The sequence below is a fragment of the Burkholderia sp. Ac-20384 genome (assembly GCF_017104605.1).
Lineage (GTDB): Bacteria > Pseudomonadota > Gammaproteobacteria > Burkholderiales > Burkholderiaceae > Burkholderia > Burkholderia lata.
On the sequence record NZ_JAAGPE010000086.1, the window covers coordinates 1 to 18,606 of the forward strand.

Here is an 18,606-nt window from a genome sequence, read left to right on the forward strand (position 1 = left end):
TGCTGCCGATCAGCCCCGTCACCACGATGCCGACGCCGGGCCCCGCGTAGATCACCCCGCTCCACTCCGGCGCATGCAGTTCGGCCAGGCGCCGCAGCCCCCATTGCGACACGAACACGAACGTCCATGCGCTGACGACGCCCGCGACGAAGCGCACCGCGAGCCACACGGGCAGCAGGTGGCCGACGCCCATCGCCGCAGTGAGCAGCACAGTGGCCACGAGCCCGATGCGCACCATGCGCGCGGGCGCCACCCGCAGCGCGGCGCAACTGACCGCGCCGACGAAGTAGCCCGCGTAGTTCGCCGACGCAAGCCAGCCGCCGGCCTTCAGGCCGATCGAGCCGTCCGCGAGCATCAGCGGCAACAAGGGCGTGAACGCAAAGCGGCCGACGCCCAGCACGACCGCGAGGCCGACCATGCAGGCCAATGCGGCCGTGCGGGCGCGGCGGTCGGCATCATCGACGGGGGACGCGCCGGCGGCGGCAGTCGGGGCGATCGGGGCGTTCGAGCGGGACATGGCGGCATGGGCCGGCGTTCAACGCGCCGGCCGGATCGGAAATCGGAATGCTTCCATCCTAGCTTGACCAAACGTTCTCGAAAAATGAATAATTGAGAATCCACCCATCGCTCGGAGAGAATCATGGACCTGGCGGCATTGGCGATTTTCCGGGCCGTGGTGCGCGAGAACGGCGTGACGCGCGCGGCGGCCAAGCTCAATCGCGTGCAGTCGAACGTCACGACGCGCATCAAGCAACTCGAGGAAGAGCTCGGTGCGGCGCTGTTCGTGCGCGACGGCCGCCGGCTCGTGCTGACGCCGGCCGGGCACACGTTGCTGCCGTATGCGGAACGCCTGCTCGCGCTCGCGGACGAGGCACGCGACGCGGTGCGCGAGGACACGCCGCGCGGGCGGCTGCGGCTCGGCACGATGGAAAGCACGGCTGCGAGCCGCCTGCCGACCGTGCTCGCGCGCTATCACCACGCGTGGCCCGACGTGTCGCTCGAACTGCTGACGGGCACGACGGGCTGGCTGATCGACCGCGTGCGCGACTTCGAGATCGACGCCGCGCTGTTTGCGCGCCCGCCCGCGCCGGACACGCTGCCCGACACGTTCGAGACGGTGCCGGTGTTCCGCGAGGACCTGGTGCTGCTCACCCCGCGCGGTCATCCGCCGGTGCGCACGCCGCGCGACGTGATCCTGCCGACGCTGATCGCATTCGAGCGCGGCTGCACGTATCGCAAGTACGTCGAGCAGTGGTACGCGGCGCACGGCGTCAAGCCGGCGCGCGTGCTCGAACTCGGGTCGTATCACGCGATCGTCGCGTGCGTCGCGGCGGGTGCCGGCATCGCGGTCGCGCCGCGTTCGGTGCTCGACCTGCAGCCCGAGACCGGCAACATCACCGCGCACGTGATCCCCGAACTGGAAGGCATCGATACGCTGCTCGCGTGGCGGCAGGGCTATGCGTCGGCGGCGCTGGCCGCGTTACGCGATGCATTGAGCGACGCGGCCGCACGGCAGCCGGACGGTGCGGCGCAGCCGCCGGTTACCGTGCCGGCCTGAATCGTCGGGCGGCCGGCATTCATTGTTCCGGCGTACCAACAAAAAGACCCGACCGGCATGTGCCGATCGGGTCTTCTTCATTTCACGCGATGCCGCAATCAAGCGACATCACATCGGTCGGAACGATCAGAGACGCTCTTCGACCCAACCCTTCACGCCAGCCAGCGCGCCCGGCAGGTTCGCCGGCTCGGTGCCGCCTGCCTGCGCCATGTCCGGACGGCCGCCGCCCTTGCCGCCGACCTGCTGCGCGACGAAGTTCACGAGCTCGCCGGCCTTGACCTTCTTGCTCGCGTCGGGCGTGACACCCGCGATCAGGCTGACCTTGCCGCTTTCGACGGCTGCCAGCACGATCGCCGCGCTCTTCAGCTTGTCCTTCAGCTTGTCGACCGTTTCGCGCAGCGTCTTCGCGTCGGCGCCTTCGAGCGTCGCGGCCAGCACGAACACACCACCGATTTCGACGGCCTGCTGCGCGAGCTCGTCGCCCTGGCTCGATGCGAGCTTCGACTTCAGCGCGCCCAGTTCCTTCTCGAGCGACTTCACCTGGTCCTGCACCTGCGCGATACGCTGCGTGAGTTCCGACGGCTGCGCCTTCAGCGCAGCCGCGGCTTCGTTCACGCGCGCGTCGAGTTCCTGCACGTAGCGCACCGCGTTGTCGCCGGTGATCGCCTCGACACGGCGGATGCCGGCCGCGACGCCGCCTTCGACGACGATCTTGAAGAAGCCGATGTCGCCGCTGCGGCTCACGTGCGTGCCGCCGCACAGTTCGCGCGAGAAGCCGAGGTCGAGCACGCGCACTTCATCGCCGTACTTCTCGCCGAACAGCGCCATCGCGCCGCCCTTCACCGCTTCGTCGTACGGCATCACGCGCACGATGCCCGGCGCGTTCGCGAGGATTTCGTTGTTGACGATCTGCTCGACGCGACGGATTTCGTCGTCGGTCATCGGCGCGTTGTGCGCGAAGTCGAAACGGGTCTTTTCCGCATCGACCAGCGAACCCTTCTGCTGCACGTGCGCGCCGAGCACTTCGCGCAGCGCCTTGTGCATCAGGTGGGTGGCCGAGTGGTTGCGCTGCGTGCGGGCGCGGCGATGCGCGTCGATTTCCGCGCGCAGCACGTCGCCGACCTTCAGCGTGCCCTGCTCCAGCGTGCCGTGGTGGCCGATCACGTCGGCCTGCACCTTCAGCGTATCGGCCACCGCGAAGCGCGTCGCGGCGTTCGCGAGCACGCCCTGGTCGCCGACCTGGCCGCCCGATTCCGCGTAGAACGGCGTGTGGTCGAGCACGACGACCGCATCCTGGCCGGTCTTCACTTCGTTGACCGACGAACCGTCGACGTACAGCGCGACGATCTTCGCGTCGTCGAACGCGATTTCCTCATAGCCGTGGAACGTGGTCTTCGCGCCCGTGTATTCGAGGCCCTGCGCGGCCTTGAACTTGCCGGCCGCACGCGCCTGCTCGCGCTGGCGCGCCATCGCGTCGTCGAATGCCGGCTCGTCGACCGTCATCCCGCGCTCGCGGCACACGTCGGCCGTGAGGTCGAGCGGGAAGCCGTAGGTGTCGTGCAGCTTGAACGCGAGCTCGCCGTCGAGCACCTTGCCGCCCTTCGCTTCGACGTCGGCCAGCGCGCCTTCGAGGATCGACATGCCGTGCTCGATCGTCTCGAAGAAGCGCTCTTCTTCCTGGCGCAGCACGTCGGTCACGCGCTGTTCGGCTTCCTTCAGCTCCGGATACGCGACGCCCATCTCGGCGACGAGGTCGGCCACCAGCTTGTGGAAGAACGAACCCTTGCGGCCGAGCTTGTAGCCGTGGCGGATCGCGCGGCGCACGATCCGGCGCAGCACGTAGCCGCGGCCTTCGTTGCCGGGAATCACGCCGTCGACGATCAGGAACGAGCATGCGCGGATGTGATCGGCGATCACCTTCAGCGAGTTGTTCGTGAGGTCGCTGATTTCGGTCACGCGCGCGGCGGCCTTGATCAGGTTCTGGAACAGGTCGATCTCGTAGTTGCTGTGCACGTGCTGCAGCACCGCGGCGAGACGCTCGAGGCCCATGCCGGTGTCGACCGACTGCTTCGGCAGGCGCGTCATGTTGCCCTGCGCGTCGCGGTTGAACTGCATGAACACGAGGTTCCAGATCTCGATGTAGCGATCGCCGTCTTCTTCAGGCGACCCCGGCGGGCCGCCCCACACGTCCGGGCCGTGGTCGTAGAAGATTTCGGTACACGGGCCGCACGGGCCGGTGTCGCCCATCGTCCAGAAGTTGTCCGATGCGTAGCGCGCGCCCTTGTTGTCGCCGATGCGGATGATGCGCTCGGTCGGCACGCCGACTTCCTTCGCCCAGATGTCGTAGGCCTCGTCGTCTTCCTGGTACACGGTGACCCACAGCTTGTCCTTCGGCAGCTGGTAGACCGTGGTCAGCAGCTCCCACGCGAACTTGATCGCGTCGTGCTTGAAGTAGTCGCCGAACGAGAAGTTGCCGAGCATCTCGAAGAACGTGTGGTGACGCGCCGTGTAGCCGACGTTCTCGAGGTCGTTGTGCTTGCCGCCCGCACGCACGCTGCGCTGCGCCGTCGTGGCGCGCGAGTACGGACGCGGATCCGTGCCGAGGAACACGTCCTTGAACTGGACCATGCCCGAGTTCGTGAACATCAGCGTGGGGTCGTTACCGGGCACGAGGCTCGACGAGCGGACGATCGTGTGGCCCTTCGATTCGAAGAATTTGAGGAATTTCTCGCGGATTTCGGCAGCTTTCATGGCGTGCGGGGACAGTCTGGCAAAGACGGCTTCAAACGCCGGCGCCCTTGTCGGGGCGCGCGGCGGCATGGATTCGGAAACGATCGATTATACGGGATCGGGGCCGGCTTCCGGGCAAAGCGCCGGAAAGCGGCTCGGCCATCCGGCCGTGCCGGGTGGGCCACCCACGGGGCCGATTCGCCTTAAGATGCTCGGCATGCCAACCGGCCTTGCCCGACAAGGCCAGCCATGAAAGGAGACGATTCGACGATGGGTGCCCTGAGCCATATCCGCGTGCTGGACCTCACCCGCGTGCTCGCGGGCCCGTGGTGCGCGCAGACGCTTGCCGATTTCGGCGCGGACGTGATCAAGGTCGAGCGCCCGGGCGCCGGCGACGACACGCGCCATTGGGGGCCGCCGTACCTGAAGGATGCGGACGGCGCGGATACCGCCGAGGCCGCGTACTACCTCGCGGCGAACCGCAACAAGCGCTCGGTGACGGTCGACATCGCGACGCCCGAAGGCCAGCAGATCGTGCGCGAGCTTGCCGCGCAAAGCGACGTCGTGCTCGAGAACTACAAGGTCGGCCAGTTGAAGAAATACGGGCTCGATTACGACTCGCTGCGCGCGGTGAAGCCCGATCTCGTCTACTGCTCGGTCACCGGCTTCGGCCAGACGGGCCCGTATGCGCACCGCGCGGGCTACGACTTCATCATCCAGGGCATCGGCGGCTTCATGAGCATCACCGGCGAGCGCGACGGCGAGCCGGGCGGCGGCCCGCAGAAGGCCGGTGTCGCGATCGCCGACCTCGCGACCGGCCTCTACTCGACGATCGCGGTACTCGCCGCGCTCGCGCACCGCGACCGGACCGGCGCAGGCCAGTACATCGACATGGCGCTGCTCGACGTGCAGGTCGCGCTGCTCGCGAACATGAACACCAACTTCCTCGCGAGCGGCAAGCCGCCAGTGCGCTGGGGCAACGCGCATCCGAACATCGTGCCGTACCAGACGTTCCAGACGCGCGACGGCTGGATCATCGTCGCGGTCGGCAACGACGGCCAGTTCCGCAAGTTCGTCGAGGCCGGCGGCCAGCCCGAACTGGCGGACGACGAGCGTTTCGCGACGAATCCGTCGCGCGTGCGCCACCGCGACACGCTGGTGCCGATCCTCGCGGAAATGGTGAGGGCGCGCGACAAGGCCGACTGGATCGGTGCGCTCGAAGCGGCCGGCGTGCCGTGCGGGCCGATCAACGATCTCGACGAGGTGTTCGACAACGAGCAGGTGGTCGCGCGCGGGATGCAGGTGTCGCTGCCGCACCCGTGCGGCGCGGACGCGAAGCTCGTGCGCAACCCGATCCGGATGAGCGCGACGCCGCCCGACGCGCGCACGGCCCCGCCGCTGCTCGGCGCGCAGACCGACGACGTGCTGCGCGACATGCTCGGCTACGACGACGCGAAGATCGCCGCGCTGCGGGCGAAACAGGCGATCTGAACGCGGGAGTTGGCGCGGGTGCGGGCGGGCTGGCCATGTCGGCGGTAGCGGCCACAGCCACCGCCCCGCCCTGCGCTGTCAATCGCCGCGAGCGAGCGCGTCGAGCCAGCCGCGCGCCTCGGGCCAGTCGCCGAGCCCGCTGTCCGCGTTGATGTGGCCGCGCGGGCCGATATCGTGGAATACGCTGCCCCACGCGTTCGCGCAGGTGCGGGCGAACGCGAGCGAGCCATACGGATCGTCGCTGCTGGCGACGACGCAGGTCGGAAACGGTAGTCGTTCGTATGGCACGGGCCCGAAGCCATGCGCGTCGGCCGGAAACGCGGGACCGTCGGGATCAGGCAACGCGACGAGCAATGCGCCGCGCACTTTCGCGAGCGCGGCCGGGCGCGCATAACGCGTCGCCCACCACGCGGTGGTCAGCGTGCCGAGGCTGTGACCGGCAATCAGCACCGGCCCGCGCGCGGCTTCGACCGCGCGGTCGAGTGCGAGGCACCAGCCGTTGCGGAGCGCACTATCCCAGTCGGGCATCGCAACGCGCGAGAAACGTGCATCGGCACGCTCCCAGCGGCTCTGCCAGTGAAGCGGGCCCGAATTGGCGTAGCCCGGCAGGACGAGAACGGGGAATCGGCTCATGGAAAGTGCGTCGACGAGTGAAATCGTTATGGTGCGTCGGCGCAGTGTCGCACACCCGTTCCTCCCTGATGCTGCCTGTCTGATACCGGAAGGATGTGCGTGGGGTCGGAACGCGTTGAGCACCGCGTCGCGACCGGACGACAAGCCGCCGTGCAGGCGGCTCGCGTCATGTCATCGGTCAGCGCACGTTCGCGCCGACGATACCGCCTGCCGCTGCGCCGGCGACCGTGCCGAGCGGGCCGCCCGTCACCAGGTAGCCGAGCGCGCCGCCCGCGGCCGCGCCGATACCGGCATTGCGCTGCGTATGCGTCATGGCGCACGCGCCGAGTTGCGACAGGGCCGCGACGATCACCGCGGTACGAACGATAAACGTGGTCTTCTTCATCATGATTTTTAGTTTCCTCCCGCTGCGCGGCAACCCGAACGGCGGCATTGAATCGGTGAAGCCATCATAGGCAACGCCAAACGGCCCGAGCAATCCGATTTACGTCGTGTTACAGCCGACACAATATCGAGATAATCGGTCGAAACCCGCCCCCGCCATGCTGCAAGCCGCGCGGGACGGACCCCGGTCAGGTAGAATCACGGGATTAAACCGGCGCGACGCGCGCGCCGACACAACCTGACGCCATCCGCATGAGCACCGAACGCAACGACGCCCCCGCGGCTTCCAATTTCATCCGCAACATCATCGACGACGACAACCGCACCGGCAAATGGAGCGGCCGCGTCGAGACGCGCTTTCCGCCCGAGCCGAACGGCTATCTGCACATCGGGCACGCCAAGAGCATCTGCCTGAACTTCAGCGTCGCGCGCGACTATGGTGGCGTGTGCCACCTGCGCTTCGACGATACGAACCCGGAAAAGGAAAGCGTCGAGTACGTCGATTCGATCGTCGACGCGGTGCGCTGGCTCGGCTTCGACTGGCGCAAGGACGCGGTCGATCACCAGTACTTCGCGAGCGACTACTACGACAAGCTGTACGAGTTCGCCGAGTTGCTGATCCAGCGCGGCCGTGCGTATGTCGACAGCCAGAGCGCCGATGAAATGCGCGCGAACCGCGGCTCGCTGACGGAAGGCGGCAAGCCGTCGCCGTTCCGCGAGCGCACGCCGGAAGAAAACCTCGACCTGTTCCGCCGCATGAAGGCCGGCGAGTTCAAGGAAGGCGAGCACGTGCTGCGCGCGAAGATCGACATGGCTTCGCCGAACATGAACATGCGCGACCCGGTGATCTACCGGATCCGCTATGCGCACCACTACCGCACCGGCGACGCATGGTGCGTGTACCCGATGTACGACTACACGCACTGCATCTCGGATGCGCTCGAAGGCATCACGCATTCGCTGTGCACGCTCGAATTCGAGGATCACCGCCCGCTGTACGACTGGGTGCTGAACGAACTCGCGGAAGCCGGCATGTTCACGCGCCCACTGCCGCAACAGATCGAATTCTCGCGACTGAACCTCACGTACGCGATCACCAGCAAGCGCAAGCTGCTGCAGCTCGTGACCGAAGGCCACGTCGACGGCTGGGACGACCCGCGGATGCCGACGATCGTCGGCGTGCGCCGCCGCGGATTCACGCCGGAGAGCATCCACCTGTTCTGCGAGCGGATCGGCGTGACGAAGATCGACTCGTGGATCGACATGAGCATCTTCGAAGGCGCGCTGCGCGACGACCTCGACGACAAGGCCGCGCGCACGGTCGCCGTGCTCGATCCGCTGAAGCTCGTGATCGACAACTACCCGGAAGACCTCGAGGAAGCGTGCACGGCACCCGTGCACCCGCACCACCCGGATCGCGGCGTGCGCACGTTCCCGATCTCGCGCGAGCTGTGGATCGAGCGCGAGGACTTCGTCGAGAACCCGCCGAAGGGCTATTTCCGCCTGTTCCCGGGCAACAAGGTGCGTCTGCGCTACGGCTACGTGATCGAGTGCACGGGCTTCGACAAGGACGCCGACGGCAACGTGACGGCCGTGCACTGCAACTACTTCCCGGACAGCAAGTCGGGTACCGAAGGCGCGAACACGTACAAGGTCAAGGGCAACATCCACTGGGTCAGCGCGAAGCATGCGCAACCGGCCGAAGTGCGGATCTACGACCGCCTGTTCAAGGAGCCGCATCCGGACGCGGGCGGCGCGAACTTCCTCGAGGCGCTGAATCCCGATTCGAAGAAGATCGTGCAGGCATATATCGAACCGGGCAACGACGACATCGCACCGGAAACGCGCCTGCAGTTCGAGCGTCACGGCTACTTCGTGGCGGATCGTGTCGATTCGAAGCCGGGCAAGCCGGTGTTCAACCGGATCGTCGGGCTGCGCGACAGCTGGGGCAAGCCGGCGTAACGGCGTGCTTCGCCTGACGCTAAAGAACCGGCCTTCGTGGCCGGTTTTTTATTGACGTATCTACTCGCGGCGACTCCGCACCGTTCACTCAACCTGCCCAGGTCACGCCGCTCCGCGAAGCAATCAACGTTGCGCCACACGTGGTTGTATCGCCATCGCGAACGGGGGCCTTTCCGTTGGACCGCATGCCGCTTCCAGAAGCCTGAAGCGAAACCAGGCCATGTAGGGGACATTGCAGTGTGTCGCCTTGGCCAGCAACGGGAATACCGTTGGCCGTAAAACCGGTTGTTGCCGTTTGCACCGTACCACCGTGGCTGCTGGTGTCACCCAGGACAATCAGGGAGCGGGTCATCGTTTTACCTCGCGTGGATTCGTGGAGTTACCGGGTGCCTGGTCATCATTCGCTTCTGCTGACGCATCGCCCTTCTCGTCGGGCTGCAATACCTTGTTGCGAGGCTTGCGTGCGCGGCGAGGCCTGGGCTTCGTCACGGGCGGTGGTGGCCAGTCGGCTGCCGTGGATAGCGGAGGCACCGGTTTTCCGGGCAGGCCCGCCTCACGGATGTTGCGTGGCCAGCGTGGCTCCCAGCCCAGCAACAACGAAATCCAGTGCAAGGTGGCGTGGAGGAGCATCACCGGCGACAGCAGCACCGTCCACAGCAGCACGCCTCGCGTCAATCCTCCGCGCCAAAACGGTTTGAAGAAACTCCACGGCGCCTGAAGCGACAGCCAGGGCCACGGCACCTTGCCGAGCAGCTTCTTCGGTCGCGGCACCGACTGCGGTCCCTCCTCCATGTAACGGCGGATGAACTCCCACAGGTTGACGATATCGCTCGTGCCATTCGCCACTTTGCCGACGAACATGATGTGGAAATACGGCAAGCCCGTCATGTCGTTGGTCCAGGCCAGCATCAGTTGGGTGCCGGTTCCTCGCCATTCGGGAAGGCCCACCGCGGGTTCCGGGGAGACCTGGTCCCAGGCCAAGGTCGCAAGACCACCGGCATAGCCGGGGTGATGCAGGTACACCTGCTGAGTCACGCGGTTGAAGCGGATGAGCAGACGGCGTTGGACGAAGTTTTCCAGCCGGATGAAGCGCCAGAGGAATTTGTACACTGTAAAGCAAACACCAGCGAGGAATGAAGGATAAACCAGTGAATCCAAGTAAACAAAAGCCATGGCTTTTTCCTGAGTCCAATAATCAACCCCAGTAAACCATACCGTTAAAAGACCAAAACTAAATGGCCCAAGAATCCAAAATATAGATATCACTATTAGCGAAAAAACAGTAATTGAACCTCGCCTATCTTGCAGCGCGCCTGCATAGAGCTCGATGTACGTATCATTGAAGGCATATATTGAGCCGTCCGCACATGGACACTCACTTACGCGATCGCAAATACCTGGAAGCGACTTACCTCCTTCCTCTCGATCCGCTTTTTCTTTTTTGAGCGCGCGAGCCATATTGGCTTCCAGTTCGCCACGCCCCCTGGGATCGTTCTGTATTGCCCATATTCCGCGTTCTATGAAGTACATTAATTCCCCGCACCAATTCCTCAGACAGAGCAACTTGCTCCTCTTCTACGATTGGATTCGCTTGTCAAATTCGTTCTCGCATGCTCACGCACATGTCGTCACCGCACCGACGTGAACCGGAGGTTTGCCGTCACCGGCCGGCATGGTCGACGCAGAGACCTTCACGACATCGTCAGTGTTCTTGGCTTTGCGAGACTTGCGTGGCCGGCGAGGTTTAGGCTTCGCCACGGGCGGTGGCGGCCAGTCGGCGGCAGTGGACAGCGGAGGCACCGGCTTTCCGGGCAGGCCTGCCTCACGGATGATGCGTGGCCAGCGTGGCTCCCAGCCCAGCAACAACGAAATCCAGTGCAAGGTGGCGTGGAGGAGCATCACCGGCGACAGCAGCACCGTCCACAGCAGCACGCGTCGCGTCAATCCTCCGCGCCAAAACGGTTTGAAGAAACTCCACGGCGCCTGAAGGGACAGCCAGGGCCACGGCACCTTGCCGAGCAGCTTCTTCGGTCGCGGCACCGACTGCGGTCCCTCCTCCATGTAACGGCGGATGAACTCCCACAGGTTGACGATATCGCTCGTGCCATTCGCCACTTTGCCGACGAACATGATGTGGAAATACGGCAAGCCCGTCATGTCGTTGGTCCAGGCCAGCATCAGTTGGGTGCCGGTTCCGCGCCATTCGGGAAGGCCCACCGCGGGTTCCGGGGAGACCTGGTCCCAGGCCAAGGTCGCAAGACCACCGGCATAGCCGGGGCGATGCAGGTACACCTGTCGAGTCACGCGGTTGAAGCGGATGAGCAGGCGGCGTTGGACGAAGTTTTCCAGCCGGATGAAGCGCCAGAGGAATTTGTGCACAGCAAAGCAAGCGCCAGCGAGGAATAAAGGGCGAACCAAAGAGTCAAAATAAATGAAAGCCGAGGCCTTTTCGTGCGGCCAATAATAATCAACGCCCGTGAACCAAACCGTCAAAAGCTCAAGACTAAGCTCACCCGTCACCCAAAATATACACATTAACTGAAGCGTAATTGCCGTAACCAATCCTCGCCTATCTTGCAGCGCGCCCGCATAGAGCTCGATGTACGTATCATTGAAGGCATATATTGAGCCGTCCGCACACGGACACTCACTCACGCGATCGCGAATACCTGGAAGCGATTCACCTCCTTTCTCTCGATCCGCTTTTTCTTTTTTTAGAGCACGAGCCATATTAGCCTCCAGCTCCCCTCGCCCTTCGGGATCATTCTGGATCGCCCAGACTCCACGTTCTATAAAGTACATAGTTTCCCCGCGCGCGTTCCTCAGATAGAGCAGCCTGCTCCTATTCTTCGATTGGATTCGCTTGTCGAATTCGTTCCCGCATGCTCACGCACTTATCGCCACAGCACCGATGTGAACCGGATCTCGTTTTTCGAGTGAATGCCTCGAAGTTAGTCATCAGGTGGTTTGCCGTCGCCGACCGGAGCGGTCGACACTGATGCCTTCGCGTCCTCTTCGGTGTTCTTGGCTTTGCGGGACTTGCGTGGCCGGCGAGGTTTAGGCGTCGCCACAGGCGGTGGCGGCCAGTCGGCGGCAGTGGACAGCGGAGGCACCTGTTTTCCGGGCAGGCCTGCCTCGCGGATGATGCGTGGCCAGCGTGGCTCCCAGCCCAGCAACAACGAAATCCAGTGCAAGGTGGCGTGGAGGAGCATCACCGGCGACAGCAGCACCGTCCACAGCAGCACGCGTCGCGTCAATCCTCCGCGCCAAAACGGTTTGAAGAAACTCCACGGCGCCTGAAGGGACAGCCAGGGCCACGGCACCTTGCCGAGCAGCTTCTTCGGTCGCGGCACCGACTGCGGTCCCTCCTCCATGTAACGGCGGATGAACTCCCACAGGTTGACGATATCGCTCGTGCCATTCGCCACTTTGCCGACGAACATGATGTGGAAATACGGCAAGCCCGTCATGTCGTTGGTCCAGGCCAGCATCAGTTGGGTGCCGGTTCCTCGCCATTCGGGAAGGCCCACCGCGGGTTCCGGGGAGACCTGATCCCAGGCCAAGGTCGCAAGACCACCTGCATAGCCCGGGCGATGCAGGTACACCTGTCGAGTCACGCGGTTGAAGCGGATAAGCAGACGGCGTTGGACGAAATTTTCCAACCGGATGAAGCGCCAGAGTAATTTGTACACTACCCCAAAGATCCCAATAACATACAGCACAAGGGAAACAGATGTAATATAGTTCATAGCAACGGCTGGCCTTTCCATCCAATAATGGACACCCGTAAACCAGACTGTACCCAGCTCAATGGTTAATTTCCCTAAGATCCAGATAATTGAGCCCATCATCAGTGTCAGAACAGTAAGTCCCCCTCGCTTGTCTTGCAGCGCACCTGCATAGAGTTCGATGTAGGTATCATTAAAAGCGTAAATTGAACCATCCGCGCACGGGCACTCGCTTACCCGATCATGAATTTCAGGAAGCGATTTACCCCCTTCCTCCCTTTCCATTTTTTCTTTTTTGAGTGCGCGAACCATATTGGCTTCCAGTTCATCACGCTCCCTGGGATCGTTCTGTATCGCCCAGATTCCACGTTCTATGAAGTACATCTATTTCACCGCATTGAAAGCTTGATATAGACCAATCAGTTCTTTTTCTTCGTTTTCGAATGGTTTCCAAAAACTTTTTGAACCACGTTTACCGAAACAGCTGTGTGCACACCAGTTCTCCATCTCGTCTGGCGTGATAGTCCAGATGGTCACTGCTACAAGGACGCCAATGGCCGTCGCCCAGCCTAGCGCCACCCCCAGCATGGCGGCTACTTCCGGAACTGCCAGTGTCGCTGACCAGCGAATCAGCGGGGGTAGAATCAAGCGCAAGAGGGTTCGCTGTGTGTTCTGTAGCAGCCAACGCAGGTAGGCACCAGAGGCGGATAACGACAGCATTGAGGCTAAGGCTGTAATTGCTGCCGAAACTGTTGCTTGCGCAAGATATGCATAAGCTAGGACGTAGCGATCTTGGCTAAGGGCGGTTGCCACATCCACTCCTGCCAACACAGTAGATATCCCTCCACCCACTGTCGCCAACAACCCACCAAACAACTTCATCCCACCCAACGCAATCGAAGCCCCCCGCCCCACGACGGTGGAAGGCGCATACCGAGCCGCCACCGACTCGATTCCGGTTGCCGCCAGTTCGAACCCCGCTGCCGCGGTTACCAATCCTGCCGCGGTCAATTCCGCGTATTCCTTGCTCCCCTTGTCGGAGCCAGCCGCTTTGGTCAGCAGGGCAATCGACTCGACGAGCGCAACGATGACGCCTGCGCGAACCTTGTAGAACTGGCCGCTCCCTCCGTTCTGGAATTCGTTGGCCAATGTATTGCGTACGCCAGCGATGTGCGAGTTCACCTGACCTGCCACCCGTGCTTCGCTGGCGGTTTGGCCTGCCGCAGCCAGTTGCTCCAGGCGCAGGCGCGTGACGCTTCTCCCCAGGTTGGCATGGATGAAACCCAACATCGGAACCAACAGATTGCGGTCGGCGGCATTGTGAGGAAAAAGCTTGAACAGGTATTGATGCGCCTGGGCGAACAGCGTGAGCGAACGACTGAGTCTGTCCGCGCCGAACCACGGGTGCGTGCCCGCGGCCATCGCGGCCTCGACCGCCGCGTCGGCCTTGCCCAGAAGATCGGCAACGTTTTTGAAGCGGTCATTCTGCGCACTCAGCATGGCAGTCATGTTCTCTGCCGTCAGGCCCTCGCCGGACTGCGCCTTCGCCTGTGCCAAGGTGAGCCTGGCTGCTTCCTCGATCTGCGTCTGGTTCCGAGTCAGCGCACGCCAGGCGAGGTTGTCCTTCCCAATAGCAATGTCCGACCACCAGGAAGCCAACTTGGCCACACCGCCATCGCAGCCATTCATCCCGACCAGGCACAGCCCGACCTGTTCAGCAAAGGCCTGCCCCCATACCGGGTCGCTACGGTCATAGAGGTCGAGCGCCTCCGCGAGCAGGTCATTACGCAGCCAGGCTTGATGGTCCGGTTCGCGCTTGTCCATCTCGTGCTGCGCCAACTTGTCACGACGGGCGAATTCTTTCTGAACAGTGGCTTTTGCTCCGTCCCAGTCCAGGAGAACCTGGTAACGGTCGAAAGCATGCGGCGCCTCCTTTTCCGCGCGCTGGCGCGCCTGCGTCGGGTCGTAGCGCTTCTCCATCTCCTTGAGGTCCTGGGGATTGAATCCGAACCGTGCTTTCGTGCGCAGGTCACTGTCCCTGGCGTTGCGCAGCCTGGCCTCCGCATCCAGCCCGGCGTTTTCGATGTAACCGCGCTGCATCGCCTCCTTGACGTTGTCCAGCGCTTCGGCCACGGCGTGGCGGCGCTCATTGGTGATGCCCTGCTCGTCCGCCACTTGCAGCCATGAGCGGTTGATTTCGATCGCGTCGTTGCGCCACGCGTTCAGTTCCTGAACAACGCCGACTGCGTCGTACAGCACCACGGCAATGCCGGCACTCTGCTTCAACGTATCCCGCGTGCTCTTGTAGATCGTCTTGATTTCTTCGGCGGAGCCACCAGGCTTCAATGCGCTGCGAAACGGCGGGAACGCCTGACTCTCCAGCAACCTCTTGGCACCAGCGTGGTTTCCTACGCGCAGCTCCGCCACGACAGTGTCGAGGTCTTGCGGGTTCACCACATCCTCGAAACGCGAGCAGCTTTGCGCGAGCGTACGCAAATCAAACTTCTGCAGACGGTTGCGATAAAGGGCGACGTCGCGATAGCGGTCGACCTTCGCTGGGCTTAAAGGATCGGGGGTAAAGAGAATTCGCGCTTCGTCGATGTCCTCGGGATCACCGACGGTCAATGTCCAGCCACCCAGGTTCTGGATGCCGCCCACGGGCACGCCCGGATCATATGGCCATACCGGCTGGAGCAGGCCGCTGTCACAAACCCGGTAGGCAGCCTCACACGTATGGCCCCTACCACGGCGCTGGATGAACAGGTAGATGTAGCCTTCGCGCACACTGCGCACCGCATATCGGCTATCAGATAGCTTGACTGTGAGCTTCTTGCCCAAGTGAGCCGGCAACGATGGCGCCAATAGTTCGACACCGACTTTGTCGTTGCCTGCTATTACGCCATAGCGCAGCGGCAGAATGGTAAGCGTGCGTTTGCAACTGACGCACGGACCAGGCGCTTCGTTGCTGCGCGTTCGATCGGCCGTATCGCGACTGATGCCGAGCAAGTCAGTCAGTGCATAGGTCGGTTTGGACATCGATATTCTCTCGTTGTCGGGCTATGCCCGCTGGCTGCGACAAGCCAGATACAGGTCGCCAAGACGACCTTTGCCGGCGGCCGCGGCGCGGACGGCCGGCTGCCAGCAGCGGTCACCCTCGCGGCGTTCCTGGCCCTGGGCCAGTGCGAGGAAGACGTAGTCGAAAAAGTCGTCGTGCGTGGATAGGCCGGCTTCGCGCGCGTAGGCCAGAAGCGCTTCTATCCGCGCCAGGCGTACTCCTCGGCAGGGGTGGTCTAGCAACTCCGGCGTTCTCGCCTCCACCGCCAGTAGCAAACGGTGCGGCAGCGGATCGCCTGTCAAGGCCTGCCAAAGCGCTTCGTCAATTACCAGTGGTGACGGTGGTTTGACGTGAGTGGCAGCCAAACCGGGAATCCGTCCCCAGCGTTGAACTTGCGTGTCGGCCCGGGGAATCCACCAAGAGGCGATAGGCGCCATGAATTGGCGCCACCAGGCCGGTGGGGCCTGCTGGTACAGGACGGGTAGTACCCAAGGGTCGTAATGGCGCAGCAGATAGGTCGCGCCATCCGGGCCGTGAGCGAGGGTGGCCTGTGCCAGATGCTCAGCGAGCCGTTCCGGAGGCACGGTGCTGACTATCCAGCCATGCAACGTGTTGCGCAGCCGGGTATTGAACGCGCCGGCTAGACGGTGGTGCCCTTGATAGTCGGCGGTATCTGCAGCAAGCAGAAGGGGGCTATAGGGACGTATTGCATGTAAAGCCGGATCCTGCAGCAACGGATACGTATTTCCCGCGAACCGGGTGAGCACGGCACTTCGTTGTTCATCATCGAGTTCCGCCATGTCGCTCACGGCGACTAGATGGACTGTCGGCCCAAGTGCCTGCACCTGCTCCAGGAGTTGGTCTTCGAGCTTTTTCATAGTTTCACCAATGCCCGATGCTCGGCAACTGCCTTCAGCCAGCAACCGACGCAGATCGGCTCGCCGGTGTTCGGCGCTCCAGCGACGGCCAGCGGCGTACCACCACCCCCGCTGGACAGGTCGATAGCACCCGCCTTGTAGTTGACCGCAGCACCGTTGAATTTGAGGCCGCCAGCATCGAGCGTGAGAACGCCACCCGGTGTGCTCCAGCAAATGGAGTCGGCAGAACACTCGTAGTGTTTCGTGTGATTCCGGATGGCTTCCGTTGCGTGTAGTTGATGATGACCTTGTACTGACAGCTCGACGTGACCTCCCACCCTGGCCGTATGGTTTGCCGCGATCTTGTCGACGCGGCTGTTGCCGATTTCCTCGATGCGGTCCTGCACGATCGAGATCTGCTGGGTGCGTTTGATGACCAGGGTCTGGTCGTTGCCGACGGTGGTCAGTTGGTCATGCCCGACGTCGGTACGGTCATCGTTGGTGATCGTGTCGTGGCGGTTGTTGCCCACCCTGAGGAACTCGTCGTGAGTGACGTTTTCGCTGCGGTCGTTGCCTACAAACGTCGTTTCGTCGTGGTTGACGTGGATGTTCTGATCGCGCTGTGCGTGGATGTAGATTTCCTCTTGTCCGGCCTCGTCCTCGAAACGCAGCTCGTTGTAGCCGTCGCCCTTGTGCGTCTGGCTCTTGATCGTCATCCGCGTCTTGTGTCGCGGCAGTTCGTACGGCGGTAGCTGGAGGCGGTTGTAGGTGCGGCCGGTGATGACCGGTTGGTCCGGATCGCCATCGAAGAAGTCGACGATCACCTCCTGACCGATGCGCGGGATCGCCATGTGTCCCCACAGCGCACCCGCCCAGTTCTGCGCAACGCGGATCCAGCACGAGCTGTGCTCGTCATGCTTCCCCTGGCGGTCCCAAGGGAATTGCACTTTCACTCGGCCGTATTCGTCGGTGTAGATCTCTTCGCCTTCCGGGCCAACCACCACCGCCGGCTGCGGGCCGTCGATGCGCGGGTGCGACAGCGGCTCGGCGCGCCATTCGGCATCGTCCGGCACCAGTACCGCTTCGTAGCCGTAGTACGTGCCGTGTTGTGCGTCGGCGCTTTCTTCCCCTTGGCTGGTGTGTTGCTTGCCGTGATGCACCAGGCTCACCGGACGCCAGCTGCGGTTCATGTCCTCGCGCGGGTGACCAGTGAGCTCGAAGGCGATGCCCGGTTGCAAGCGCGCGTTGTCACCATTCACGATAGCCGTGCGCGCATCGCGTCGATGACCACGCAGGCGATCCTGGGTGAACGCCTTGCCGCTGGCTTCGTGCTTATATCGCCCCGGATAGTCGTAGCGCGCGTAGCCGCGGCCTTGATGATCGAGATCGGTTCCGTTACGCGGGTACTCGTGATTGAAGCGCGGATTCTTGAATGTGTAGTCACGCTGCACCTGGCGCGCGGTACGTACATGCTCGGTGTAGGCAAAGGTCCGCAGGCACGGTTGCGGCTGATCGCCGCCTGGCGTGGCGTTGTACATCACGGGCTCGCCGTCGAGGCGACCGAAGATGAACAACCGGTCGCAATGAATCAGCCGGTGCCCCTCCTTGCCATGCCGGAACGCGTAGAAGAAGCCTTCCTCGCGCAGGATGCGTTCGATGAACGCGTAGTCGGTGTCGCCGGCCTGCACGCAATACTCGCGCGCCAGGTGCTCGTTGGTGGCGCGTTGCTCGTAGTCCATCGTCAGGCCATGCGCCTTGAGCACGGCAGTGGCGATCTCGGTCACGCTCACGGTCTGGAAGATCCGCCAGTCGGACGACAGCTTGAGGCGTGCCAGACGCGGCTCGACTACGGCCGAGTAGCGGGTACGTCGAAAGCCGGTATCGCCCTGAACGAACGACGACACCGCGCCGTGTACATAGCGCACGGGCTGACCACCCTGCCAGATCGTGAGCAGGCCGTTGCGATCGAGTATCTGACCGAAGTCGATAGCCGGATCGGCGCTGGCCAGTTCGACCTGCAGGTGGAAGGTCTCGGACAACCCTTCGTGCAGGGTGAACTCGACGACCTCGAACGACTCGTCGCCGACAGCGAAGGTAAAGGACAACCGGGTTGGTTGCAGCATGGCGATAGTTCTCCGAACCGAGGACACGCAACCATGCGTATCCCCTCACGTCGGTGCGCCATGCGTGCGACTGTTGGTTCCAGCC

General features: G+C 63.2%; 13 protein-coding genes. 3 read left to right on the forward strand and 10 right to left on the reverse strand.

Features of this window, described 5'->3' with window-relative positions:
• On the reverse strand, positions 1 to 517 hold a 517-nt coding region (locus G3O00_RS18310; RefSeq protein ID WP_206143857.1), incomplete at its 3' end, for a YbfB/YjiJ family MFS transporter.
• Between the two features lie 123 nt (positions 518 to 640).
• Here G3O00_RS18310 and G3O00_RS18315 point away from each other — a divergent pair.
• Entirely contained in the window at positions 641 to 1,558 is a 918-nt protein-coding gene (locus tag G3O00_RS18315; protein WP_206143858.1) for a LysR family transcriptional regulator, read from the forward strand.
• A gap of 126 nt (positions 1,559 to 1,684) precedes the next feature.
• On the opposite strand, the gene alaS is transcribed toward G3O00_RS18315, so the two are convergent.
• The gene (alaS, locus tag G3O00_RS18320; protein WP_206143859.1) at positions 1,685 to 4,309 is read right to left on the reverse strand and encodes an alanine--tRNA ligase; all 2,625 of its coding nucleotides are present in this window, start codon (positions 4,307 to 4,309) and stop codon (positions 1,685 to 1,687) included.
• 249 nt (positions 4,310 to 4,558) lie between these two features.
• Between alaS and G3O00_RS18325 the strand changes: the two genes are divergently transcribed.
• On the forward strand, positions 4,559 to 5,779 hold the full coding sequence (locus G3O00_RS18325; protein WP_206143860.1) for a CaiB/BaiF CoA-transferase family protein: 1,221 nt from the start codon (positions 4,559 to 4,561) through the stop codon (positions 5,777 to 5,779).
• Positions 5,780 to 5,857: 78 nt separating this feature from the next.
• Here G3O00_RS18325 and G3O00_RS18330 read toward each other — a convergent pair whose 3' ends face one another.
• Both G3O00_RS18330 and G3O00_RS18335 read right to left on the reverse strand, forming a co-directional pair.
• Positions 5,858 to 6,412: an alpha/beta hydrolase gene (locus tag G3O00_RS18330; RefSeq protein WP_206143861.1), complete on the reverse strand. Its 555-nt coding sequence runs from the start codon at positions 6,410 to 6,412 to the stop codon at positions 5,858 to 5,860.
• 178 nt (positions 6,413 to 6,590) lie between these two features.
• Complete coding sequence (locus G3O00_RS18335; RefSeq protein ID WP_011351716.1) at positions 6,591 to 6,800, reverse strand: ornithine acetyltransferase; 210 nt, start codon at positions 6,798 to 6,800, stop codon at positions 6,591 to 6,593.
• A gap of 248 nt (positions 6,801 to 7,048) precedes the next feature.
• On the opposite strand from G3O00_RS18335, the gene G3O00_RS18340 reads away from it, so the two are divergent.
• Entirely contained in the window at positions 7,049 to 8,758 is a 1,710-nt protein-coding gene (locus G3O00_RS18340; protein WP_206143862.1) for a glutamine--tRNA ligase/YqeY domain fusion protein, read from the forward strand.
• Between the two features lie 348 nt (positions 8,759 to 9,106).
• Here the strand turns inward: G3O00_RS18340 and G3O00_RS18350 are convergent, their stop codons facing one another.
• From G3O00_RS18350 to tssI, 6 genes are all read right to left on the reverse strand, one after another.
• On the reverse strand, positions 9,107 to 9,931 hold the full coding sequence (locus G3O00_RS18350; protein WP_206143864.1) for a DUF6708 domain-containing protein: 825 nt from the start codon (positions 9,929 to 9,931) through the stop codon (positions 9,107 to 9,109).
• Between the two features lie 441 nt (positions 9,932 to 10,372).
• Entirely contained in the window at positions 10,373 to 11,488 is a 1,116-nt protein-coding gene (locus G3O00_RS18355; protein WP_206143865.1) for a hypothetical protein, read from the reverse strand.
• A gap of 221 nt (positions 11,489 to 11,709) precedes the next feature.
• Positions 11,710 to 12,870 (reverse strand): hypothetical protein, encoded by a 1,161-nt coding sequence (locus G3O00_RS18360; protein WP_206143866.1) that lies wholly within the window; start codon positions 12,868 to 12,870, stop codon positions 11,710 to 11,712.
• Positions 12,871 to 15,522, reverse strand: a complete 2,652-nt coding sequence (locus G3O00_RS18365; protein WP_206143867.1) for a T6SS effector BTH_I2691 family protein — start codon at positions 15,520 to 15,522, stop codon at positions 12,871 to 12,873.
• A gap of 21 nt (positions 15,523 to 15,543) precedes the next feature.
• On the reverse strand, positions 15,544 to 16,419 hold the full coding sequence (locus G3O00_RS18370) for a DUF4123 domain-containing protein (protein WP_206143868.1): 876 nt from the start codon (positions 16,417 to 16,419) through the stop codon (positions 15,544 to 15,546).
• On the reverse strand, positions 16,416 to 18,521 hold the full coding sequence (gene tssI / locus G3O00_RS18375; protein ID WP_206143869.1) for a type VI secretion system tip protein TssI/VgrG: 2,106 nt from the start codon (positions 18,519 to 18,521) through the stop codon (positions 16,416 to 16,418). The genes G3O00_RS18370 and tssI overlap by 4 nt, the downstream gene beginning before the upstream one ends.
• Between the last annotated feature and the right edge of the window lie 85 nt (positions 18,522 to 18,606).